Raw genomic sequence first — 19,572 nt, 5'->3', positions numbered from 1 at the left:
ACCGGAACCGTAGTCCTTTGGCCCCCCACCGCCCCTACCCATTCTCGGATTTCCGACCGCCAGCGGACGGATGACTCACTCCGTCCTTGCAGTAAAAATTCAACTACCCGGTCTTCCCAAGGGGACGAGCCTTCCACTAAAAAGTGGGCAATCCCGGACCCCGCCGGGATGTCTGACCTGACCCTAAGGAGTGGCAATGCGGAAAAACCCGTCTTGGCTGGCCGTGGGCCTGCTCGCGCTCGCGGCGCCGTCCGCGTACGCGGAGCGCGCGTGGTACGAGAAGCCGCAACCGGACATCGCCCCGCCGTCGGCGTCGCTGCGCAAGTCCGTGGTCCAGGACATCACGGATGACCTGCCCCACCGTCTGGGGGAGCAGCAGAAGGAGCTGAAGGCGCAGGCGCTGCAGCAGCGCCTGGAGGGTCGCGGTCAGCCCGGCCGCGTGCAGAAGCTGGCCAACGGCAAGTTCGTGGAGCTGGAGCTGCAGCGCACGGACCGCATCTTCGTCATCCTGGTGGAGTACGGCACGCAGATCCACCCGGTGTTCGGCAACCCGACCACCAACCCGGGCGGCGACATCCCCGGCCCGCTGCACAACGAGATTCCGGCCCCGGACCGCTCGGTGGACAACACCACCATCTGGCAGCCGGACTACAACCGCGAGCACTTCGAGAAGCTCTACTTCGACACCACTCCGGGCGCGGACTCGGTGGCGAACTTCTACAAGGCCGCGTCCTCCGGCCGCTACGCCGTGTCCGGCGCGGTGTCCGAGTGGGTGAAGGTGCCCTACAACGCCGCGCGCTACGGCAACAACCTGTGCGGCAGCTCCAGTTGCTCCAACTCCGTGTGGCCGCTCATCAGCGACGCCATCAAGGCGTGGACCCACGCGCAGCAGGCCGCCGGCAAGACGCCCGCGGAGATCAAGGCGTACCTGGACACGTTCGACACGTGGGACCGGTACGACTACGACGGCGACGGCAACTTCGACGAGCCGGACGGCTACATCGACCACTTCCAGATCGTCCACGCCGGCATGGGTGAGGAGGTCGGCGGCGGCGCGCAGGGTCCGAACGCGGTGTGGAGCCACCGCTGGTACGCGTACAGCACGGGCCTGGGCCCGGATGGCGCGGGTCCCGCGTACAACCAGAACGGCGGCGCGCGCTTCGGGACGGGCGTGGACAAGTGGGTGGGCGACTACACCATCCAGCCGGAGAACGGCGGACTGGGCGTGTTCGCGCACGAGTACGGCCACGACCTGGGCCTGCCGGACCACTACGACACGACGAACGCGGCGGACAACGGGACGGGCTTCTGGACCATCATGTCCTCCGGCTCGTACCTGAACGACGGCACCACGGACATCGGCAGCCGTCCGGGTGACTTCTTCGCCTGGGACAAGCTGCAGTTGGGCTGGCTGGACTACGCCACCACGGACGCGGGCCTGTACTCGTACCACCGGCTGGGCCCCGCGGAGTTCACCTCGCAGAACGCGAAGCAGGCGCTCGTGGTGAAGCTGCCCGGCAAGCCCGTGCTGCAGCCCACCACCGCCCCCTTCGAGGGCCAGGGCATGTGGCAGGGCGGCCAGGGCAACAACCTGGACCGCGTGCTGGAGAAGACGGTGAAGCTGCCGAGCAAGACGCCCATCACCTTCTCCTTCCAGACGTGGTTCGACATCGAGGAGGACTGGGACTACGCCTACGTCTCCATCGCCGAGGAGGGGGGCTCGTTCGTCAACCTGCCCAGCCCGGTGAGCCGCACCAGCAACCCGTACGGCAACAACCTGGGCAACGGCATCACCGGCACGTCCACGGGCTGGGTGCCGCTGTCGTTCGACCTGTCCTCCTACGCGGGCAAGAAGGTCACGCTGCGCATCCGCTACAAGACGGACGCGGCCTACTTCCAGGCCGGCTTCCTGGTGGACGCCGTGCAGTTGTGGGCGAAGAACACCTACGTCTTTGGCGACGACGGTGAGTGGGGCCACAAGTGGTGGGACAAGTCGACGTTCTTCGTGACGGACGGCACCCACACCCTCTACGACAACTACTACATCGCCGAGTGGCGCCAGTTCCGCGGCTACGACGAGGGGCTGGCCACGGGCCCGTACAACTTCGGCTTCAGCGCGGACGGTCTGTATGACTGGGCGGAGCGATACTCGTACAACCCCGGCCTGCTCGTCACCTACTGGGACACCTCCCAGTCGAACAACAACGTGTCGCAGCACCCGGGCGAGGGCCGCATCCTGCCCATCGACTCGCGCCCGCAGCCCCTGCAGCGCAGCGACGGCCGCTACTGGTCCGGCCGCGTGCAGACGCACGACGCGACGTTCGGCCTGGACCCCAGCTTCCCGCTGTCGCTCAAGCCCAACGGCTTCCCGCGCAGCGAGTACCCCTCGCAGCCCGCGGTGCCGGTGTTCAACGACACCAACACCTTCTGGTACGCCACGCAGCCGTACGCCGGCGTGAAGGTCCCGAAGACGGGCACCATCATCGAGGTGCTGTCGGTGAACAAGAGCGACACCGTGATGCAGGTCCAGGTGCGTCCGGTCGACTGAGCACCTGACCGCCGTCACCGCTGAGCCGTGAAGGAAGGCCGGCCTCCGCTTCGCCGCGGGGCCGGCCTTTCGCTTCCGGGTTGCAGGAATCCGGACACCGGCGCGAGGCCGGGGATGACGGGCGCGCGGGGGACGCTACGGTGCGCGCCATGGCCGAGTGCCCCGTGGGTGGTCCCGCCTCCCCTTCCCCTCCTCCCGAGCCGCCGTCCGAGGTCGCGCGAAGCGTGGCGCTCGAGCCCGCGGATCCGATCTCCGTGCTCAACCAGGCGTTCCGCGACGCGTACGCCGCGCGCCGTGAGGCCGTGCTGTCCCGCATGGGGCCCGTCATCGCGCAGATCGACGACGTGCTCATCCTTCGCAAGGGCGGCCAGCGCTTCGAGGCGCCCGCGCGCACGCGCCGCTACCACGTATACAAGGCCGTCACCCACGTGCCGCTCGCGCTCCACGTCCTGCTCGCCAGCAAGGGCGCGCTCGATGACGACACGCGCACGCGGCTCATCACCCTGCGCGGCCTCATCACCGCCTCCCGCGCGAGCCTGGAGGACCGGGGGCTTCCGGCCGAGGCGCTGGCGCGGCAGCAGCGCCTGCTCGACGCGTCGCTCGCGCTCGTGGACGGCGTGCTGGCGGCGAACCGGGTGACGCAGGCGGAGCTCTCCGCGTTCATCCACGCCCGGGTGCCGGACCTCCTGCAGAACGCCGAGGACGCGGCGAGGGATCAGATCGACACCATGCACGCCTCGGTCGAGGCGTGGAAACGCGAGATGACCGGGGACGAGCGCGGCCAGTTGCGCGCCGTGGTGGCCGCGTCGCACATGTCGCGGCCCGGCAACGTGGCGGCGCAGTACTTCTCCATCACCCTGGGCGACACGTGGGAGGGGCGCTTCCACGAAGAGGATCAACAGCCCGGCAAGCGCGTATTGTCGTCGGAGGCGACGTTCGACGAGCCCTCCGCGTTCGCGCTGCTGGCCACGCACGTGCTGGACGCGAACACGTCGCGCGGCATCTTCGGCGAGGAGACGCGCATGGCCCGGGACCTGCTCGCGGACGCGGCCGAGCGCATCCTCGCGGGCATGTTCCAGACGTCGCCCGAGCCTCCCGGCACGAGCGCGCCGTAGCGGCTCAGGACCGCGTGAGCGGCAGCTCCACCGTGAACGCGGCGCCCTCGCCCAGGCGGCTCTCCAGGGACACGCACCCGCCCTCGGCCTCCACGATGGTGCGGGTGAGGTAGAGCCCCAGTCCCAGGCCGCCATAGTGGCGCTCGGACACCGCGCGGCCGTAGCGCTCGAAGAGGCGGGGCCGCTGCTCCGGCGGGACGCCGATGCCCCCGTCCCGCACCGTGAGCCGCGCCACGGGCCCGTCCGCCACCAGCCGCACGGACACCGGCGTCCCGGCGCCGTACTTGAGGGCGTTGTCCAGCAGGTGATCCAACACCTGCGCCAGCCGCGCCCGGTCGAAGCTGCCGCGCACCGACTCCGGGGCCTCCACCTGGAAGTCGCAGTGCTCCAGGGCGAACCGGGGCGCGAAGCTCGCGGCCACCTCGCGCACCACCTCCGCGACGTCCACGTCCTCGCGCTGCAGGCGGAAGGTGCCGGCGCTGATGCGGGACACGTCCAGCAGGTCGTTCATCAGCTCCGTGAGCCGGCGGACCTGGCGGTGCCCCGTCTCCACGTGGGCCTGGATGACCGGGGCCAGCGGCGAGTCCGGGTGCGACTTCACCGCGCGCGACAGCGCCTGGAGCTTCAGGCTCAGCGGCGTGAGCGGCGTCTTCAGCTCATGGCTCGCGATGGAGAGGAACTCGTCGCGCAGGCGGATGGCCTCGCGCGCGCCCTGGAGCAGCCGCGCGTTGTCCACCGCGAGCGCGGCCACGTTCGCCAGCTCCTGGGCGAAGCGCAGGTCCTCGTCGCCATACCGGCGGCTGGAGGTGGTGACCAGGAAGGACAGCGCGCCCAGGATGTGGCCGCGGGCCAGGAGCGGCACGGTGAGCAGCGAGCGGATGCCCACCCGGCGCATCGTCTCCAGGTGGTCCGCGTCCTGCGCCACGGAGCGCATCACCGCCTCCGTGACCTCCGGCACCAGGGTGGACTGGCCCGTCGCCAGCGCCACCGCGGGAGGATAGACGGGCGGCTCCTGGGGCACTGGCGCCAGCCGCTGCACGGCGGCCGCGAGCTGCGCCTGGGAGGGGTCCGCCGTCACCACCTGGGCGCGCTCGAAGTGGCCGTCCGGGTGCAGCACGTCCACGATGCACCAGTCCGCGAGCGCCGACACCGACAGGTTCGCCAGCGACGCCAGCGTGGCGGAGGCCTCCAGCGACGACGCGAACAGCTCGCTGGCCCGCGCGAGGAACGCGGAGCGCTGCTCGCCCAGGACCTGCGCCTGGATGTCGACGCAGGTGCCCCCCCACTCGCTCACGGCGCCATCCGGCCCCGGTATGGGCGTGGCCCGGACGAGCATCCACACGTACGCGCCATCCGCGCGCCGCAGCCGGTAGCGCGTGGAGAAGAGCGACGGCCCCGCCTTGGCCCGCTCCCACGCCGCCAGCGCCCCGGCCCGGTCATCCGGGTGCAGGGCGAGGAGCCACCCCTGGTCGCGCATCTGCTCCGGCGTCTGGCCGGTGAAGGCCGTCCACGAGGCGGAGACGGGCGTCAGCGCCTCCCTGGCGGGGTCCGTCGACCAGGTGACCTGCGCCGCGGTCTCCAGCAGCCGGCGCAGCCGCTCGGTCTCCTGACGCAGGAAGGCCACCTCCTCTCGCAAGGCGGCCTCCGCGCCGGCGGGGGGCGTGGAGACGCGGCTCGGGTCCAGGAGGGGGGACGTCATGGTGGCGCCTCAGTACACGTTGTACTTGGCGCGGAGCGCCTCGTGCTCCTGCGCGTTGCGCGACGGGTGCAGGACCTTCTGCGCGTCGTGCAGGTAGTACCAGTAGTCGCTCTTCACCGGCCGCAGCGCGGCGAGCAGCGAGTCCACCGTGGGCGCGCCAATGGGGCCCGGCGGCAGGCCCGCGCGGGTGCGCGAGTTCCACGGATCCGAGTTGTCCCGCAGCCGCTTGAGGAACGCCTTGCGGTCGTTCCACTCCGCCAGCTCGTAGCGGCTGGTGGCGTCCACGCCCAGCGGGAAGCCCTTGTCCACGCGCTTCCAGAGGATGCCCGCGACGAGCGCGCGCTGGGAGGGCACGGGCTCCTCGCGCTCCAGCATGGAGGCCATCACGACGATGTCGTGCAGCGACCGGCCGCTCTTGGCGATCTCGTCCTTGTGCTCGTCGTAGAAGCGCGCGCGGAAGGTATCGATCTGCCGCTGGATGAAGGTCTCCACCTTGAAGTTGGCCGCGATGATCCCGTACGTCTCCGGGTAGAGGTAGCCCTCCAGGCTGCGCGTGGGCAGCGGGAACGGCGCGGCGAAGCGGCCCGGCTGGCTGGCCGCGGCGACGTACTCCCCGGGCTTGATGAGCCCCTGGGCGGCGAGCACCTGGTCGGTGTCGCGCAGGCGCCAGCCTTCGATCATCGCGAAGGGCACGTCCTCCGGCAGCGGCTGGCCTTCCAGGGCGTTGGCGAGCTCCGCCACGGAGGCGGTGGGGCTGAGCATGAAGCGGCCGGCCTTCACGTTGAGGCTGCCCCGGCGCCACAGGTGGAAGCGCCAGACGTTGGGGTCGTCCAGGAAGCCCTGGGCCTGGAGCTGCTGGCCCAGCGAGCGCGCGGACGCGCCCTTCTTCACCACGAACTCCCTGGGCGCCGGATCCGCCGCCGCGTGCGGCGCGGTGGTGGCGTTCTGGAAGTGCATGAACACGCCGCCTGCACCCGCGACCGCCAGGACGATGAGCACGAGGAGCGCGACCAAAATCTTCTTCATGGGGCGGCAACCTATCAAAGGCCCTGACGCTTCCAACGAGAACCACCGCCTGCCCGGCCGGCCAGGCGGACACAAGCGCCCCCTTCTCAACACCCAGCGATGCGGGCGCCCCCTCTTTCGCGCCTCGTCTAGGATGACGGCCTTGTTCGTCGACCCCCGCAGGCTCGAAACCTTCCGCGTCGTCGCCTCGACCGGGCAGATCTCCGCCGCCTCGCGCCTGCTCCACCTGTCGCAGCCCGCGGTCACCGCGCAGGTCCGGCAACTGGAGGCGGACTGCGGCCAACCGCTCCTCGTGCGCACGGCACGCGGGGTGCGGCTGAACGCGGCGGGGCGCGTGCTCTTCGACTATGCCCAGCGCATCCACGGCCTGCTGGACGAGGCGGCGCTCGCCATCGCGGCGGGGGAGAAGCTCACGGGAGAGCTGGCGCTGGCGGCGAGCACGACCGTGGCCAACGCCATCGTGCCGGGCCTGCTGGCGTCCTTCCTGCGGACGCACCGCGAGCTCCAGGTCCGTCTGGAAGTGGGCAATACGCGCGACGTGCTGACGTGGCTGTCGGAGGGCCGGGTACCGCTCGGGCTGGTGGAGGGCCACGCGAGGGCGCCCGGCATCCGGCTGGAGCGCTACCTGGATGACGAGCTGGTGCCGGTCGTCTCGTCCCAGGGGCCGGCCGAGTGGTCGCGGATCCGCACCATGGAGGCGCTGCGGGAGGTGCCGCTCTTGTGGCGGGAGCAGGGCTCCGGCACGCGCGCCGTGTTGGATAGGGCCCTGCGCAAGGCGGGCGTGCGCAAGGGGCCGCGACGCGGAGACCTCCAGTTGGGCAGCACCGAGGCGATCAAGCGGGCCGTGTCGCTGGGCCTGGGCGTCGCGCTGTTGTCCCGCTGGAGCATCGACGGCGAGCTGTCCCAGGGCCGCTTCCAGGTGCTGCCCGTCCCGGGGCTGCGAATCCCGCGAGCCTTCTCCTGGGCCCTGCCCGTGGCCGAGCCATCCGGAGCCGCGGGCCGCTTCCTGCGCCATGCCCGCGCCACGCCCCCCGTGCTGCTGCCCTGAGCCGGAGGCTCACGCCCAGCCCAGGAGCAGCGCGCCCAGGCACAGGCCCGCCACGATCAGCCACAGCACCACCGCCTGCGCGAGCGGACGGAGGCCCACGGCCTTCAACGTCTCGCGCGTCAGCCCTGCTCCCAGCAGGAACAGCGTCACCACGAGCACCTGCCGGGCGACGGCCGCCACACCCTGCCCCACCGGTGCGAGCGACGGGAACGCCGTCACGACCGCCGCAGCGCCGAGGAACCCGGCGATGAACCACGGCCGGCGCACCCGGCCCGTCACCGTGTGGCCCTCGCGCCGCCGCCACGCGGCCAGGCCCACCGTCAGCGGGAGGATCCACAGGGCCCGCGCCAGCTTCACGGGCGTGGCCACCGCCAGCGCCTCCGGGCCGTAGCGCAGCGCCGCGCCCACCACGGAGCTGGTGTCGTGGATGGCCATCGCGCACCACAGTCCGAACTGGTGCGGCGTCAGCCCCACCGCGTGCCCCACGACGGGGAAGACGAACAGCGCCACGGCGTTGAGCAGGAACACCGTCCCCAGGGCCACCGACGTCTCATGCTCCTGGGGCCGCAGCACCGGCACCACCGCCGCGATCGCGCTCCCACCGCAGATGGCCGTGCCCACGCTGATGAGCAGCCCCGTCACGCGAGGCACGCCCAGCAGCCGGGCGAGCCCCACGCCCAGCGTCAAACACAGCGCGATGCCCACCACCGTGTAGCCCAGCCCCTCACGCCCCGCGACGAGCACCGTGCGCAGGTCCATGCCCGCGCCCAGCCCCACCACCGCCAGGGACAACAGCCGGGGCGTCAGGGCCCGCGTCTTCCCCGCGAACGGATTCCCCACGGTCAGGGCCACGCACAGCCCCGCGAGCAGCGCCACGCCGGTGGAGACGGAAGGCAGCAGGCAGAGCGCCGCGCCGAGCGGCATCACGACATGCCCTGCCGTCCAGGCCCGGGGACGGACAACAGGGAGCGGTGGAGGCGTTTCCATTCGCCAGGAGATGCGCCTGGCTGCCTGCGGACACCAGATGTCAGAAGCGATGAGCCATCAGCTTTTCGGATGGCTCACGGGGATGTGCAGGGACAGCTCACTGGGGGTGAGGATCTCGCAGCCGTCGCGGGTGACGAGCACGGTGTGCTCGAACTGCGCGGACAGGCTGCCGTCCGCGGTCACGACGGTCCACCCATCCGGCATCATCCGGATGTCCGGCCGCCCCAGGTTGATCATCGGCTCGATGGTGATGACCATCCCCGACTTCAGCGTGATGCCCGTGCCCGCCCTGGCCACGTGCGGCACGTGCGGCTCCCCGTGCATCTGCCTGCCGATGCCGTGGCCCCCGAACTCCTCCACCACGCTGCACCCCTCCGCCTTCGCCAGCGCCATCACCGCCGCGCCAATGTCCCCCAGCCGCGCGCCGTGCCGCACCACGGACACGCCCACGTCCCGGCAGCGCCGCGCCACATCCACCACGTGCTTCGCGTCCGCGGAGACCTCGCCAATCATGAACGTGGCGGACGTGTCGCCGTGGAAGCCGTCCAGGTGCGTCGTCACGTCCACGTTGACGATGTCGCCGGACTTCAGCACCTCATCCGCGCGCGGGACGCCATGGCACACCACGTGGTTGCGGCTGGTGCACACCGTGGCCGGGAAGCCCTTGTAGCCCAGTTGGCTCGGGGTGCCTCCGCGCCGGGCCGTGTCCTCGCGAACCCACGCGTCGATGTCCGCCGTCGTCACGCCCGGCTGGAGCCGGGAGGCCACGTGCTCCAGCGTGCCCGCCGCCGCGCGGCCCGCCAGCCGCAGCCGTTCCACTTCACTGCCCTTGAAGAGAGGGATGCCCATGCCGGGCAAGGTGGCACCCGCCCGTCCGGAACGTCCAATGCTGTTCTGGCATCACGCGGCCTGGGTGCACGACGCGCACGACTCGCGCTAGCCTCCCGCGCGTGAGCATCACGCACCTCCAGTCCTTCGTCGCGGTGGCGGAAGAGGGCCACGTGGGCCGGGCCGCGCGCCGGCTGCACCTCACCCAGCCGCCGCTCAGCCGTCACATCCTCGCCCTGGAGGATGAGCTGGGCACGCCCCTCTTCGAGCGCGTCCCCAAGGGCATGCGCCTGTTGCCCACCGGCGAGGCCCTGCTCCAGCACGCGCGCCGCATCCTCGCGGAGGTGGAGGTCGCCACCCGCACCGTGCGCGAGGCGGCCCAAGGCTCCGGAAGCTCCAAGCCGCCGCCCGCCTGATACGCCCTACGACCAGGCGGCCATGCCGCCAATGCGGCGCAGCATCAGGATGGGGCCGTCGTCCATGCGCCGGCCGCGCAGGTCAATCTCACAGTCGATGACCCAGTCCCCATGGCCCTCGGGGTCCATGATGCGCTGCTGGGCCTCCCACTGGCGCGTGCCTGACTCCTTGAGCTGCGTGTTCGCCGGCTTGCGCGCCTGGGGCGTGAGCACCACCAGCTTGTGCTCCTCGAAGTACGGCGCCATGGCCTGCTCGAGCTTCGGCGCGGTCCACTCGCCCAGCGCGTTGTCCAGCATGCCCAGCGCGTCCAGGTAGCGGCGCTGGCCCAGCGCGCGCAGCAGCCGGTGCAGCTCCTCGCGCACGCGCGCGGCGAAGGCCTTGGGGTCCTCCGTGAGCTCCTTGGGCTTGAGGTCCACCACCGGCTTCACTTCGACGGGGGCCTCCGGGTTGCGCATCCGCTCCCACTCGTCCAGGAGGCTGGAGTCCACCTGACGCAGCGTCGCGCGCAGGTGGTCGATGATGTCGTCCAGGTCCTCGTTGCGGAACTTCTCCGGCACCGTCTGCACCAGCGACTTGTAGACGTCCCCCACGTAGCGCAACAGCACGCCCTCGCTGCGCTGCAGGCCGTACTCGCGCACGTAGTCGTGGAAGGACATGAAGCGCTCGAACATGTCCCGGACGATGGACTTGGGCCGGATGTTCTCCTCGCCCACCCACGGGTGCTTCTTCGCGAAGGCGTTGAAGGTGCCGTAGATGAACTCACGGTTGGGCTTGGGCCACTCCAGCTTCTCCAGCTCCTCCATGCGGTCGTCGTACTCCACGCCCCGCGCCTTCATCTCCTGGATCTTCTCCCCCTTCAACTGGTGCAACTGCGCGTACAGCACCACCTCCGGGTTCTCCAGGATGGACTCCACCAGCGTGACGACGTCCAGCGCGTACGTGTCCAGCGTGGGGTCCAACAGCTCCAGCGTCTCGTGCAGGTACAGGGACAGCGTGTGGTTGAGGCTGAAGTCGCGCTGGAGGTCCTCGGACACCTCCACCGTCGCCGAGTGCTTCTCCCACTGCACCACCTTGACGATGCCCGCTTCGCGCAGCGTGCGGAAGTACATCGCCGCGTCCTTCAGGATCTTCTTCTTCGTGTAGTCGGAGCTGTGCGAGCGCATCACCAACTGCACCAGCCGCCGGTAGCCGCCGCTGCCCTCCGTCTTGTCGCTCTGGAGCAGGTTGAGCAGCAGGCCGTGGGTCACGTCGAAGCGCGACTCCAGCGGCTCCGGCAGCCCGTTCTGGAGCCGCTCGAAGGTGCTCTTGTCGTACTGCACGAAGCCCTTCTGCGGCGGCTTCGCCTTGGGGGACTTCTTCTTGCCCGCGGCCTCCTTCGCCGCCTGGCGGATGTTCTCGATCATGTACTCCGGGGCCTGCGCCACCACGCTGCCCTCGGTGTCGAAGCCCTTGCGGCCCGCGCGGCCGGCGATCTGCTTGAAGTCGCGCACGCTCAAGGTCGCCAGCTTCTCGCCGTTGAACTTGAACAACTGCGTGAAGAGCACCGTGCGGATGGGGATGTTCACGCCCACGCCCAGCGTGTCCGTGCCGCTGATGACCTTGAGCAGGCCCTGCTGCGCCAGCTTCTCCACCAGCAGGCGGTACTTGGGCAGCAGGCCCGCGTGGTGCATGCCGATGCCGTGGCGCAGGAAGCGCTGGAAGTCCTTGCCGTAGGGCGTGTCGAAGGGGGCGTCCAGCAGCGCCTGGCGGATCTCCTCCTTCTCTTCCTTGGTGTTGAAGTCCACGGACATCAGGTTCTGCGCCTGCTCGGCCGCGGCCCGCTGCGTGAAGTTCACCAGGTAGACGGGGTACTTCCCGCGCGCGATGAGGTCCTGGATGGTCTCGTGCAGCGGCACCTCGCGGTAGTCGAAGTCCAGCGGCACGGGGCGCTCGGAGCTGCGCACCGTGGCCACCTCGCGGCCGGTGAGCTTCTCCAGGCTCTGCTCGATGACGTGCGTGTCGCCCAGCGTGGCGGACATCAGCAGGAACTGCGTCTTGGGCAGCGCCAGCAGTGGAATCTGCCAGGCCACCCCGCGCTCCTTGTCGGAGTAGTAGTGGAACTCGTCCATCACCACCGCGTCCACGCGCGCGGAGGCGTCACGCAGCGCGAGGTTCGAGAGGATCTCCGCCGTGCAGCAGAGGATGGGCGCCTCGCGGTTGATGGACGCGTCGCCCGTCAGCATGCCCACGTTCTCCGGGCCGAAGGCCTTGGAGAGCGCGAAGAACTTCTCGTTCACCAGCGCCTTGATGGGGCACGTGTAGAACGACACCTTGCCCTCGGCCATGGCCTTGAAGTGGAGCGCCATGGCCACCAGCGACTTGCCGGAGCCCGTGGGCGTCTTGAGGAACAGGTGCTTGTCGCTGAGGAGCTCCAGGATGGCCTCCTCCTGGGCGGAGTACAGGCTCAAGCCGTTCGTGGCCACGTAGCTCACGAAGCGGTTGAGGATCTCGTCGGCGTCGAGTGGGGGCTCGCCGGGCTTGGGCAGCAGGGCGGCGAGCGGGGCGCGGGTGTCGGCGGAGGCACTCATCGGGCCCGACTCTAGGGGTTGGCGCCGGGGCACCGTGAAAAATCGCGCGGCTCAGCCGGTAACGTACAGTCCCACCGCGATGTGACCCTCCGTCAGGGGCGCTCCGGCCTCGGGGCGCTGCCAGCACACCCGCCCCGCCTGCTCCGGCGACAGGCAGGGCACGTCCGTCACCTCCAGCGAGGCTCCAGCCAGGCGAGCCTTGCGCACGGCGGCGCTCCGCGTCAGGCCCAACAGCTCCGGCGCGGGGGGCGGTGCCGCCTCGGGGCCCTGCTGGACGAACACGGCCCGCACCTCGCCGGGGCCTCCAGGGGTGAAGTGCATCCCCGTCCCGTCCGCGGTGACCGCGCCGTGCAGCTCCAGCTCCACCGGCCCCAGCACGATGGGGCCGGCGCCGAGCCGCGCCTGGACCCGCGCGAGCGACTCACGCAGGTCCACCAGCAGGGCCTCCAGGTCGATGGCGTCACTCATCGCGCCAGGGGCCTCCATCGCGGCACGGACCGTCCGTTCACTTCAAGGGCTCGGCGGCCACGGTCTCCAGGACGGGCGAGCGGGTGAGGACTCCGGTGGGCGGGAGCTTCCCTCCGCCGGTCGTCTGAACGGTGAGCACCAGCTCGGTGCCGCGCGGCAGCAGCGTCCCCGGCTCGGCCGAGGCCGAGAGGACCAGGGCGGCGTCCGCCGCGCCGCTGGGGAACCGGTGGGGCACGCCGATGGCGGACAGCAGCGCCCGCGCGTCCCCCACCGTCTTCCCCACCACCGCCGGCACCACCACCAGCGCCTCCGCCTGGGGCGAGGGCGGCACCGGCACCACCCGGAACTTCAGCCGCGACTGCGCCGTCAGGCTGTAGGCGAAACGGTTGGTGTAGCTGGCGTCCAGGGGCGCGCCGTACATCTTCAGGCGCGTGCGCCCCTGCGTCCGCTCCTCCGAGGTGATGGACAGCGCCACGGCGATCTCCGCCTCGGCCTCGGGGATGTGGTACCAGGTCGGCCGGTAGCCGATGCGCTGCAGCTCCACCGCCAGGTCCTCGTCCGAGGCGTAGAGCTCGCGGATCCGCTCGATGGTCGCCGCGTCCAGCTCCCGCTGCGCCTCCGCCACGCCGCGGCCCACCGAGGAGATCAACGCGCCCAGCGGCGCGCTCAGCGCCTCCAACTGGGGGACGTCATTCGAATCCGCCATGGTTCAGCCCTCCATCGCCTGGCCAATGATCAACTGCACGGGGCCCGAAGCGAGCGGCTTGCCCGGCTCCGGCACCTGCCGCAGCACGCGGCCCCACTGCCCGGGCTCCTTGACGAAGAGCGGCATCGGGTCCACCCGCAGCCCCGCCTCCGCCGCGCGCCGCCGGGCCGCCGAGGCCGTCAGCCCCCGGAAGTCCGGCACCTCGCGGGCGGGCGCGTCGCCCGTCTCGGGCGCGGCGGGCGACTGCTCCACGAACTGGGCCTCCGCCTCCGTCACGCCCTCGGGCGTCGTCTCCATCCACCGCACGCGGACGGTGCTCAACCGCACCGTCGTCAGCGACGCGCGCACCGCTTCAATCTGCTGGCCCGCCGACTTCAGCTTGTCGGACAGCACCAGGGACGTGCCCTCCTCCAGGGCGGGCTCCTGGGTGGGCTCCACCGCGGCGGAGGACACGGCGCGCACGTCCTCCCTCGCGGGCTCCAGGACGACCATCGTCCCGTAGTCGATGAGGGTGCTGCTCATCTTCACCGGGAAGGTGGCCACCCCGGCGGAGCCCAGCCGGAGGTGGGAGCCGAAGGTGGCGCTGCTGACCTCCATCTCCAGCACGCCCGCCTCGTTCGTCACCCCGGTGTCGCGCAGCTCGAAGGTGCCCGTCTTCGCGGGGACCCACCACGCCACCTTCATTCCCGCCACGGGGACTCCCGTGGCCTTGTGGAACACGGCCCGGACCTTCATCGAGCCACCTCACAGGACAGCGCCAGCGTCCGCGACGCGGCGTCCACCGTGAGCGCCAGGATGCGGGCCTGCTCGCCGGCCGCCACGCGCAGCGTCGTCCGCGCCTCCCCCGCCGCGTCCGTCCTCACCACCGCGAGCACCACGTCCGTGCCCGCCAGCGGCGCCACGCCGGACAGCGACTGCGTCGTCCTGCGGTCCAGGTTGAACTCCACCTCCACGCCCGGCAGGGCCTCGCCCGCGGCGTTGCGCACGCGCACCACCACGCCCGGCACGCCCCCGTCGCCGATGACGCAGCGGGCGTCCAGCACCACCGGAGGCAGGCCCTCGTTGGCCGGCACCGCGACGAAGCTGCCGCGGATCACGCTGACGATCTCCGTCTTCGTCTGCGAAGAGGCCACGTCCGCCAGCCGCACGGGCCGCATCTTCAATATCTTCCCGTTGGCCACCGGTCCGGTGGTGGTGGTGGACGTCTCCACCCGCAGGTCCATCCGCAGCTCGAACTCCAGCTTCGGCACGTAGTAGGTGAACTGCCGGCCGGGCGCGCCCGCCGCGGAGATGCCCCCCAGCTCCTGCTGGGCCTTCGCCAGGCCGTCGGCCAGCTCGAGCAGGTACTCGTCCAGCGTGCCGAACAACTCCTGCGCCTGCTGTGTCGTGTCACTCATCCCGCGCTCCCTGGCGCCCGCGTTCCCGCCGCGCGTCACGTGCCGTGTCGCGCGCGTCCATGTCGTCCATGCCCATGCCGGCGCGCTCCATCTCCATGTCCATCTGCTGCTCCATGGACTCCATGTCCATGCCGGCCATCGCCAGTCCGCGCATCATCAGGGCCTCGGTGTCCAGCGAGCGGGGATCCATCCCCCGAAGCTCGCGCGCCACCGCCACCCCCTTCTCCACCTTCCCTATCGTGAGCCCGCCGCGCCCCCCCAGGGCCCGTCCCACCTGCCCGAGCGAGGGCAGCGTCTGGCCCTTCTCCAGCGCGAGGGGCCTGCGCGCCACCGAGCGCGCCTCCTCCGCCGCGTCCGCCAACCGCCGGGTCGCGGACCCCAGCTCCCCCAGCTTCATGCGGCCCCGGCCCTGGGACTCCAGGGCGCGCTCCGCCAGCCGCGTGGCCAGCTTCGCGCGCTCACGCGCCTTGCGCGCCCACTGCTGGCGCAGCGTCTGCTGCTTCTGCGCCTGACGCCGGGCCGCCTTCCCCGCCTGCAGGCGCTCGCGGCGCAGCTCCTCCACCCGCTCGGCCTCCTCCGCCTCCGTCCGGCGCCGGGCGTACAGCTTCTGCTCCAGCAGCCGCCGCGCGGTGTCCCGCTCGTGCTGCTTGCGCTCCGCGATGCGCGACTCCGGCGTGTGCTGGACGACGGGGAACTGCTTCGCCAGCCGCTCGTCCACGGGCGCCTCCTGCACGCCGCTCAGCGCCTTCATCGTGTCTTCGAGCTGCCGGCGCTCCTTCAGCAGCGCCGCCAGCTCCGGGTCGCTGGCGGCCACCTGCTCCAGCGACGGCACGGGCGTGTCCGCTCCCGGAGCAGGAGCGGACGCGCCAGCGGCGTCGGAGGCCCCGGCGGCGTCCTCCTCCAGCAGGTCTTCCCAACGGACGTGTGACATGCGCGGCGCCCCTTGGCGTCAGGTGACGTTGCCCACGGCGGTGTCGATCTTCCCGCTGACGGCCTCGCCCTCCGCGGTGCCCTTGAGGCCCTTGGCGATCTCCGCGCAGATCTGCTGGAGCGCCGCCGGAGGGGGAATGGGCACCAGCTTGGTGCGGATGAGGCTCGAGCCCTCGGCGGAATAGCTGTACTTCTGCGAGTGCTTGGCCGTGACGGTGGTGACGTGGCTCTTGTGGCCCTTCACCAGCGTGGTGAGGATGCCCTTGTCGCGGTCCACCTTGCGGTCGCGCGTCTGGGTCGAGTCATCGGTGGACTCGTGCATGGAGATCTCCATCTTCACTTCGATGATGGTCTCCACGAACTGGTAGAACGTGGGCGTGAAGCCGAGCAGGAGCAGCGGGTACTCGGTGGTGCCCAGCTTCACGAAGCCGGCCCCGTCCCGCACGGCGTTGCCGCTGTCGTCGATGCGGTAGCCCGCCATGAGCTGGGCGATCTTCAGCGAGGAGCTGTCCAGGGCGTACTGGGCATCCGCGATGGCGTTGCCCAGGTTGCGGACCATCTCCCCGAAGGGGACGTTGAGCAGATCCTGACCAATGGAGTTGGTAGGCATGGTGCGCGCTCTCCCGGGCTACTTCGTGGTGGGCGTGGTGCCGGCCCTGGACGCGATGAGCGCGCGCACCCGCTCCTCGAAGAGGGCCGGCGGAGGCACCGGCACCAGCTTGGTGCGCAGCAGGCTGGAGCCCTCCACGCTGTAGTCGTACTTGCGCGTGTAGCTGGCGTCCACGGTCGTCACCACGGCCTGGGGCGCGCCGCCGCGCTTGAAGAGGCGCAGCCCGCCGGCCGTCCGCGAGGTGCTCTGCGTCGCCACCTTGCTCTCCGTGCTCTCCGTCATCTTGATGGCGATCTTCACCTCGATGATGGTGTCCACGAACTGGTAGAAGTTGGGCGCGAAGCCCAGCTCCATCATGGACGAGGGCGTGCCCGCGAAGGACACCTTGGTGTCCACCCGGATGGGCTTGCCGGAGCCGTCGAGCTGGATGTTCCCGTCGGCGTCCCGCAGCAGCGCCTCGCCGCTCATCATCTCCGCGACGAGCATCCCGCTCTTGTCCAGCTCGAGCTGCGCCTCCGCGATGGCGGTCGCCATCTCACGAATCATGTCCCCCATGGGGACGTTCAGCAGTTCCTGACCGACGTTGGGCATGGTGTCTGGGTCCTTGCGCGCTTCAGGCGGAGGTATTGGTGGAGGCCGCGGGGAGCGGCGGCTGGGCGGCGATCTCGTTGAGCAACTGGTGCAGGCGCGCGGGCGGAGGCAGCGACACCAGCCGCGCGGCGATGGAGCTGGCGCCCTGCACCTCGAAGCCGTACTTGCGGCTGTACTCGGCGTTGACCGTCACGGAGAAGATGCCGGCCATGCCGCCCGTCGCGCCGCCGCCCACGGAGAACTCCGTGGACTCGCGGATGGTGAAGGTGAGCTTCGCCTCGAGCGTGGCCTCGGCGAAGGCGTAGAACGTGGGCGTGAAGCCGAGCGCGAGCAGGCTCCACAACTGCCCGTCGCCCAGGTCCACGGTGCGCTCGGACATGCGCTTGGCGATGTCGAGCGAGTTGACGTCCAGCGCGTGCTGCGCGTCCGCCACCGCGCGCCCGAGCCGCTCGATGAGCTCGGGCAGCGGCGCGTCCAGCACCGTCATCATCGCGCGCTGGCCCTGCGTGGTGTTGTTTCCGGGCATGGGGACTCCTTACGGGTACCAGCGTTCGAGGTAGTCGCCGATGGCCTGGAGGAACTGGGGCGGCGCGGGCACCGCCACCAGGCGGGCCTTGATGGTCGAGCTGCCGGACACGCTCATCTCGTACTTCACCGAAGCGTGCGCATCCACGTTGAGGGCGCGCAGCTCGCGCTCGGAGCTCTCCTCGCGGTCCGCGGACGGCTTGCCGGCGATGCGGTTGGCCGACAGCAGGAAGGCGGCGGGGTTGCTGGTGCCCAGCATGGTGCCGGAGGGGCCGGAGACGGTGACGATGTTGCCCGCGGACTGGGCCTGGAGGCCCGCGGCCAGCACGCCGGAGCTGGAGCCCGCCGTGATGGCGGCGGCCAGGTTGCGCGCCGTGTCCGCGGCCGTCACCCCCAGCGTGAACTGCCCCGGCTGCGGGGCGACGCCTGCCTCCACGGCCACCAACTGCACGTTGTCGATGACGACGGTGTCGCGCGGCTGGGGCGAGGCCGGCGGGCGGCCGTCACCGAAGCGGCGGGCCACGCGGATGGAGCCCGCCGCGGACAGGGCCGGCGCGGTGGGCGTGCGCGCGAACAGGGTGAACAGGGCGTGGTCACCGGTGCCGTACAGGTAGACGCGGTCCCCGCGCGCGAAGGCGCCGAAGGCGGTGTTGGCGTTGGCGTCGCGGATGGCGCGGGCCAGGTTGGCGGCGGTGGACTCCGCGGTGGCGCCCACCGCGAAGGTGGTGCCCTGGGAGGCGGTGCCCTGGGTGAAGTCCGTGCCGCGGAAGGTGACGACGGCCGTGGTGGGCGCGTTCGCCGCGGCGCGAGTGCGCGGCACGATGCGGGCCTCCCGGTCCGTCCCCGTGGGGTCGAAGGCGGCCGTGGCCGCGCCGGTGCGGGCCACCAGCGACGCGGGCACGCCGGAGAACTGGAAGACGACGCGCCGGTTGGCCGCCAGGTCGGAGCTGCTGAAGCTGACCGTCGCGCCCATGCCCCGGGCCTTGAGCCTGCTGGCCGCCACGCCCCGCGACGTCAGCGCCCGCAGGACGAAGTCCGCGCGCCGCTGCGACAGGCGCTGGTTGTAGCCGGGGGCCGGCGGCGTGCGCTGATCCGCCCAGCCCTCCAGGTCCAGCGAGGCGGACGGGTGCTCCGCCAGCAGCGCCGCCACCGCGTCGAGGATGGCGGAGGGCTCGCGGTCCGTGCCGTAGGTGGTGGTGGGCACGTCGTGGACGTCGGTGTCGAAGTAGATGGCCCGGTTGCAGTCAGCGCCGGAGACGACGAAGAAGGCGGCCGGGTCCACCTGCTGCCCGATGTCCGCCAGCGCCGCGCCCACCGTCGCCGCGGTGCTGGTGTAGCGCGTGCCGTTGGTGGCCGGCAGCAGCAGCGCGGGCGCGGGCGTCACGCTGCCCAGCCGCGCGATGACCAGGTTGTCGCCGGGCGCCGCCTGCGGCGAGGTCCGCACGGTGATGACCGAGCGGTTGATGGCGTAGAGGTCCGGGCGGTTGGTGCTGGCGGTGACGCCCGACTGCATCTCCCAGTCCATGAAGACGCCCTGCAGGTCCCCCGCGGCCTGGTTGGTCCAGACGGAGTTGTTGCGCAGGGCCACGAGCAGCTCCTGCGCCGTCTCCCACAGCGTGTCCTGGCGCGTGACGGGCAGGCCGCTGCTGTTGGGGCCCACGCCGCCGTCCAGCGCGTAGCTGGTGGTGCCCACCGTGAGGTGGCCCGGCGCGTTGGCCACCAACGCCAGACAGGCGTAGGGGGGAATGCCCTCGCCGTCCTGCACCGTGAGGGTGGCGCTGCCGCTGGCGGAGGACGTCTCGAGGCTGTACTCACTCGACTCGTTCTCGTTGTCGTAGTTGAAGTTGGCGCCCACGTCGATGGTGGTCGAGTAGTAGACGTTGAGGTTCACCTCCAGGTCGGCGTACTGGAAGTGGTAGAAGGCCGGCCGCAACCCCAGGGCCAGCAGGTTCTGCGTCATGCCCGGCAGGACGGTCTGCCCCATGCGCAGCGTCTGATCCACGCTGTTGGTGTCCAGCTTGGTCTGGGCCTCGGCGATGGCGAGCCCCATGTCCCGGATGAAGTCGGAGATGTTGAGATCCGCGAGGATCTTCCCTGCTTTCGGCATGGT

18 protein-coding genes are annotated in these 19,572 nt (G+C 71.0%); 4 read left to right on the top strand and 14 right to left on the bottom strand.

What is annotated here, in order from left to right; translation table 11 throughout:
- Window positions 1–196: 196 nt before the first annotated feature.
- Window positions 197–2,548, top strand: coding sequence for an immune inhibitor A domain-containing protein (locus K8556_RS19065; protein WP_223741486.1), 2,352 nt, complete (start codon window positions 197–199; stop codon window positions 2,546–2,548).
- Between the two features lie 224 nt (window positions 2,549–2,772).
- Complete coding sequence (locus tag K8556_RS19060) at window positions 2,773–3,663, top strand: hypothetical protein (RefSeq protein WP_223741485.1); 891 nt, start codon at window positions 2,773–2,775, stop codon at window positions 3,661–3,663.
- A 4-nt stretch (window positions 3,664–3,667) separates the two neighbouring features.
- Here K8556_RS19060 and K8556_RS19055 read toward each other — a convergent pair whose 3' ends face one another.
- Both K8556_RS19055 and mltG read right to left on the bottom strand, forming a co-directional pair.
- Window positions 3,668–5,362, bottom strand: coding sequence for an ATP-binding protein (locus K8556_RS19055; protein WP_223741484.1), 1,695 nt, complete (start codon window positions 5,360–5,362; stop codon window positions 3,668–3,670).
- A gap of 9 nt (window positions 5,363–5,371) precedes the next feature.
- On the bottom strand, window positions 5,372–6,388 hold the full coding sequence (mltG, locus tag K8556_RS19050) for an endolytic transglycosylase MltG (protein ID WP_223741483.1): 1,017 nt from the start codon (window positions 6,386–6,388) through the stop codon (window positions 5,372–5,374).
- A gap of 133 nt (window positions 6,389–6,521) precedes the next feature.
- On the opposite strand from mltG, the gene K8556_RS19045 reads away from it, so the two are divergent.
- On the top strand, window positions 6,522–7,436 hold the full coding sequence (locus tag K8556_RS19045; RefSeq protein WP_223741482.1) for a LysR family transcriptional regulator: 915 nt from the start codon (window positions 6,522–6,524) through the stop codon (window positions 7,434–7,436).
- 9 nt (window positions 7,437–7,445) lie between these two features.
- Here the strand turns inward: K8556_RS19045 and K8556_RS19040 are convergent, their stop codons facing one another.
- Both K8556_RS19040 and map read right to left on the bottom strand, forming a co-directional pair.
- Window positions 7,446–8,360, bottom strand: a complete 915-nt coding sequence (locus K8556_RS19040) for a YeiH family protein (protein WP_223741536.1) — start codon at window positions 8,358–8,360, stop codon at window positions 7,446–7,448.
- A 120-nt stretch (window positions 8,361–8,480) separates the two neighbouring features.
- Entirely contained in the window at window positions 8,481–9,272 is a 792-nt protein-coding gene (gene map, locus K8556_RS19035) for a type I methionyl aminopeptidase (RefSeq protein WP_223741481.1), read from the bottom strand.
- A 101-nt stretch (window positions 9,273–9,373) separates the two neighbouring features.
- Between map and K8556_RS19030 the strand changes: the two genes are divergently transcribed.
- Window positions 9,374–9,667: a LysR family transcriptional regulator gene (locus K8556_RS19030; RefSeq protein ID WP_223741480.1), complete on the top strand. Its 294-nt coding sequence runs from the start codon at window positions 9,374–9,376 to the stop codon at window positions 9,665–9,667.
- Window positions 9,668–9,673: 6 nt separating this feature from the next.
- On the opposite strand, the gene K8556_RS19025 is transcribed toward K8556_RS19030, so the two are convergent.
- Genes K8556_RS19025 through K8556_RS18980 form a run of 10 tightly spaced genes read right to left on the bottom strand, consistent with a single transcriptional unit; the run spans window position 9,674 to window position 19,569 of the window.
- Window positions 9,674–12,235: an RNA helicase gene (locus tag K8556_RS19025; RefSeq protein WP_223741479.1), complete on the bottom strand. Its 2,562-nt coding sequence runs from the start codon at window positions 12,233–12,235 to the stop codon at window positions 9,674–9,676.
- A gap of 51 nt (window positions 12,236–12,286) precedes the next feature.
- Window positions 12,287–12,703: a hypothetical protein gene (locus K8556_RS19020; RefSeq protein WP_223741478.1), complete on the bottom strand. Its 417-nt coding sequence runs from the start codon at window positions 12,701–12,703 to the stop codon at window positions 12,287–12,289.
- 37 nt (window positions 12,704–12,740) lie between these two features.
- On the bottom strand, window positions 12,741–13,409 hold the full coding sequence (locus tag K8556_RS19015) for a PASTA domain-containing protein (protein ID WP_223741477.1): 669 nt from the start codon (window positions 13,407–13,409) through the stop codon (window positions 12,741–12,743).
- Window positions 13,410–13,412: 3 nt separating this feature from the next.
- Window positions 13,413–14,144: a PASTA domain-containing protein gene (locus K8556_RS19010; RefSeq protein WP_223741476.1), complete on the bottom strand. Its 732-nt coding sequence runs from the start codon at window positions 14,142–14,144 to the stop codon at window positions 13,413–13,415.
- Window positions 14,141–14,806, bottom strand: coding sequence for a hypothetical protein (locus K8556_RS19005; protein WP_206793359.1), 666 nt, complete (start codon window positions 14,804–14,806; stop codon window positions 14,141–14,143). Before K8556_RS19005 ends, K8556_RS19010 begins: the two co-directional genes overlap by 4 nt.
- The gene (locus tag K8556_RS19000; RefSeq protein ID WP_223741475.1) at window positions 14,799–15,737 is read right to left on the bottom strand and encodes a hypothetical protein; all 939 of its coding nucleotides are present in this window, start codon (window positions 15,735–15,737) and stop codon (window positions 14,799–14,801) included. Before K8556_RS19000 ends, K8556_RS19005 begins: the two co-directional genes overlap by 8 nt.
- Window positions 15,738–15,755: 18 nt before the next feature.
- Complete coding sequence (locus K8556_RS18995; protein ID WP_206793355.1) at window positions 15,756–16,346, bottom strand: hypothetical protein; 591 nt, start codon at window positions 16,344–16,346, stop codon at window positions 15,756–15,758.
- An 18-nt stretch (window positions 16,347–16,364) separates the two neighbouring features.
- A complete protein-coding gene (locus K8556_RS18990; RefSeq protein WP_128797756.1) occupies window positions 16,365–16,937 on the bottom strand; it encodes a hypothetical protein in 573 nt (190 codons plus the stop codon).
- A gap of 22 nt (window positions 16,938–16,959) precedes the next feature.
- Window positions 16,960–17,463 carry a hypothetical protein gene (locus K8556_RS18985; RefSeq protein WP_206793351.1) on the bottom strand — a complete coding sequence of 168 codons (504 nt, stop codon included), beginning with the start codon at window positions 17,461–17,463 and terminating at the stop codon, window positions 16,960–16,962.
- A gap of 9 nt (window positions 17,464–17,472) precedes the next feature.
- Window positions 17,473–19,569, bottom strand: a complete 2,097-nt coding sequence (locus K8556_RS18980) for an OmpA family protein (RefSeq protein ID WP_223741474.1) — start codon at window positions 19,567–19,569, stop codon at window positions 17,473–17,475.
- Between the last annotated feature and the right edge of the window lie 3 nt (window positions 19,570–19,572).

This window comes from Corallococcus sp. AS-1-12, from assembly GCF_020036995.1.
Lineage (GTDB): Bacteria > Myxococcota > Myxococcia > Myxococcales > Myxococcaceae > Corallococcus.
The sequence above is the reverse complement of the archived record's forward strand: the minus strand, read 5'-3'. Positions and strand labels throughout refer to the sequence as shown.

Coding starts and splice junctions, on each gene's coding strand:
- K8556_RS19025 (WP_223741479.1), bottom strand. CDS start 12,235: ATGAGTGCCTCCGCCGACACCCGCGCCCCGCTCGCCGCCCTGCTGCCC.
- map (WP_223741481.1), bottom strand. CDS start 9,272: ATGGGCATCCCTCTCTTCAAGGGCAGTGAAGTGGAACGGCTGCGGCTG.
- K8556_RS19015 (WP_223741477.1), bottom strand. CDS start 13,409: ATGGCGGATTCGAATGACGTCCCCCAGTTGGAGGCGCTGAGCGCGCCG.
- K8556_RS19020 (WP_223741478.1), bottom strand. CDS start 12,703: ATGAGTGACGCCATCGACCTGGAGGCCCTGCTGGTGGACCTGCGTGAG.
- K8556_RS19045 (WP_223741482.1), top strand. CDS start 6,522: ATGACGGCCTTGTTCGTCGACCCCCGCAGGCTCGAAACCTTCCGCGTC.
- K8556_RS18995 (WP_206793355.1), bottom strand. CDS start 16,346: ATGCCTACCAACTCCATTGGTCAGGATCTGCTCAACGTCCCCTTCGGG.
- K8556_RS18985 (WP_206793351.1), bottom strand. CDS start 17,463: ATGCCCGGAAACAACACCACGCAGGGCCAGCGCGCGATGATGACGGTG.
- K8556_RS19005 (WP_206793359.1), bottom strand. CDS start 14,806: ATGAGTGACACGACACAGCAGGCGCAGGAGTTGTTCGGCACGCTGGAC.
- K8556_RS19000 (WP_223741475.1), bottom strand. CDS start 15,737: ATGTCACACGTCCGTTGGGAAGACCTGCTGGAGGAGGACGCCGCCGGG.
- K8556_RS19040 (WP_223741536.1), bottom strand. CDS start 8,360: ATGCCGCTCGGCGCGGCGCTCTGCCTGCTGCCTTCCGTCTCCACCGGC.
- K8556_RS19055 (WP_223741484.1), bottom strand. CDS start 5,362: ATGACGTCCCCCCTCCTGGACCCGAGCCGCGTCTCCACGCCCCCCGCC.
- K8556_RS18980 (WP_223741474.1), bottom strand. CDS start 19,569: ATGCCGAAAGCAGGGAAGATCCTCGCGGATCTCAACATCTCCGACTTC.
- K8556_RS19010 (WP_223741476.1), bottom strand. CDS start 14,144: ATGAAGGTCCGGGCCGTGTTCCACAAGGCCACGGGAGTCCCCGTGGCG.
- K8556_RS18990 (WP_128797756.1), bottom strand. CDS start 16,937: ATGCCCAACGTCGGTCAGGAACTGCTGAACGTCCCCATGGGGGACATG.
- K8556_RS19065 (WP_223741486.1), top strand. CDS start 197: ATGCGGAAAAACCCGTCTTGGCTGGCCGTGGGCCTGCTCGCGCTCGCG.
- mltG (WP_223741483.1), bottom strand. CDS start 6,388: ATGAAGAAGATTTTGGTCGCGCTCCTCGTGCTCATCGTCCTGGCGGTC.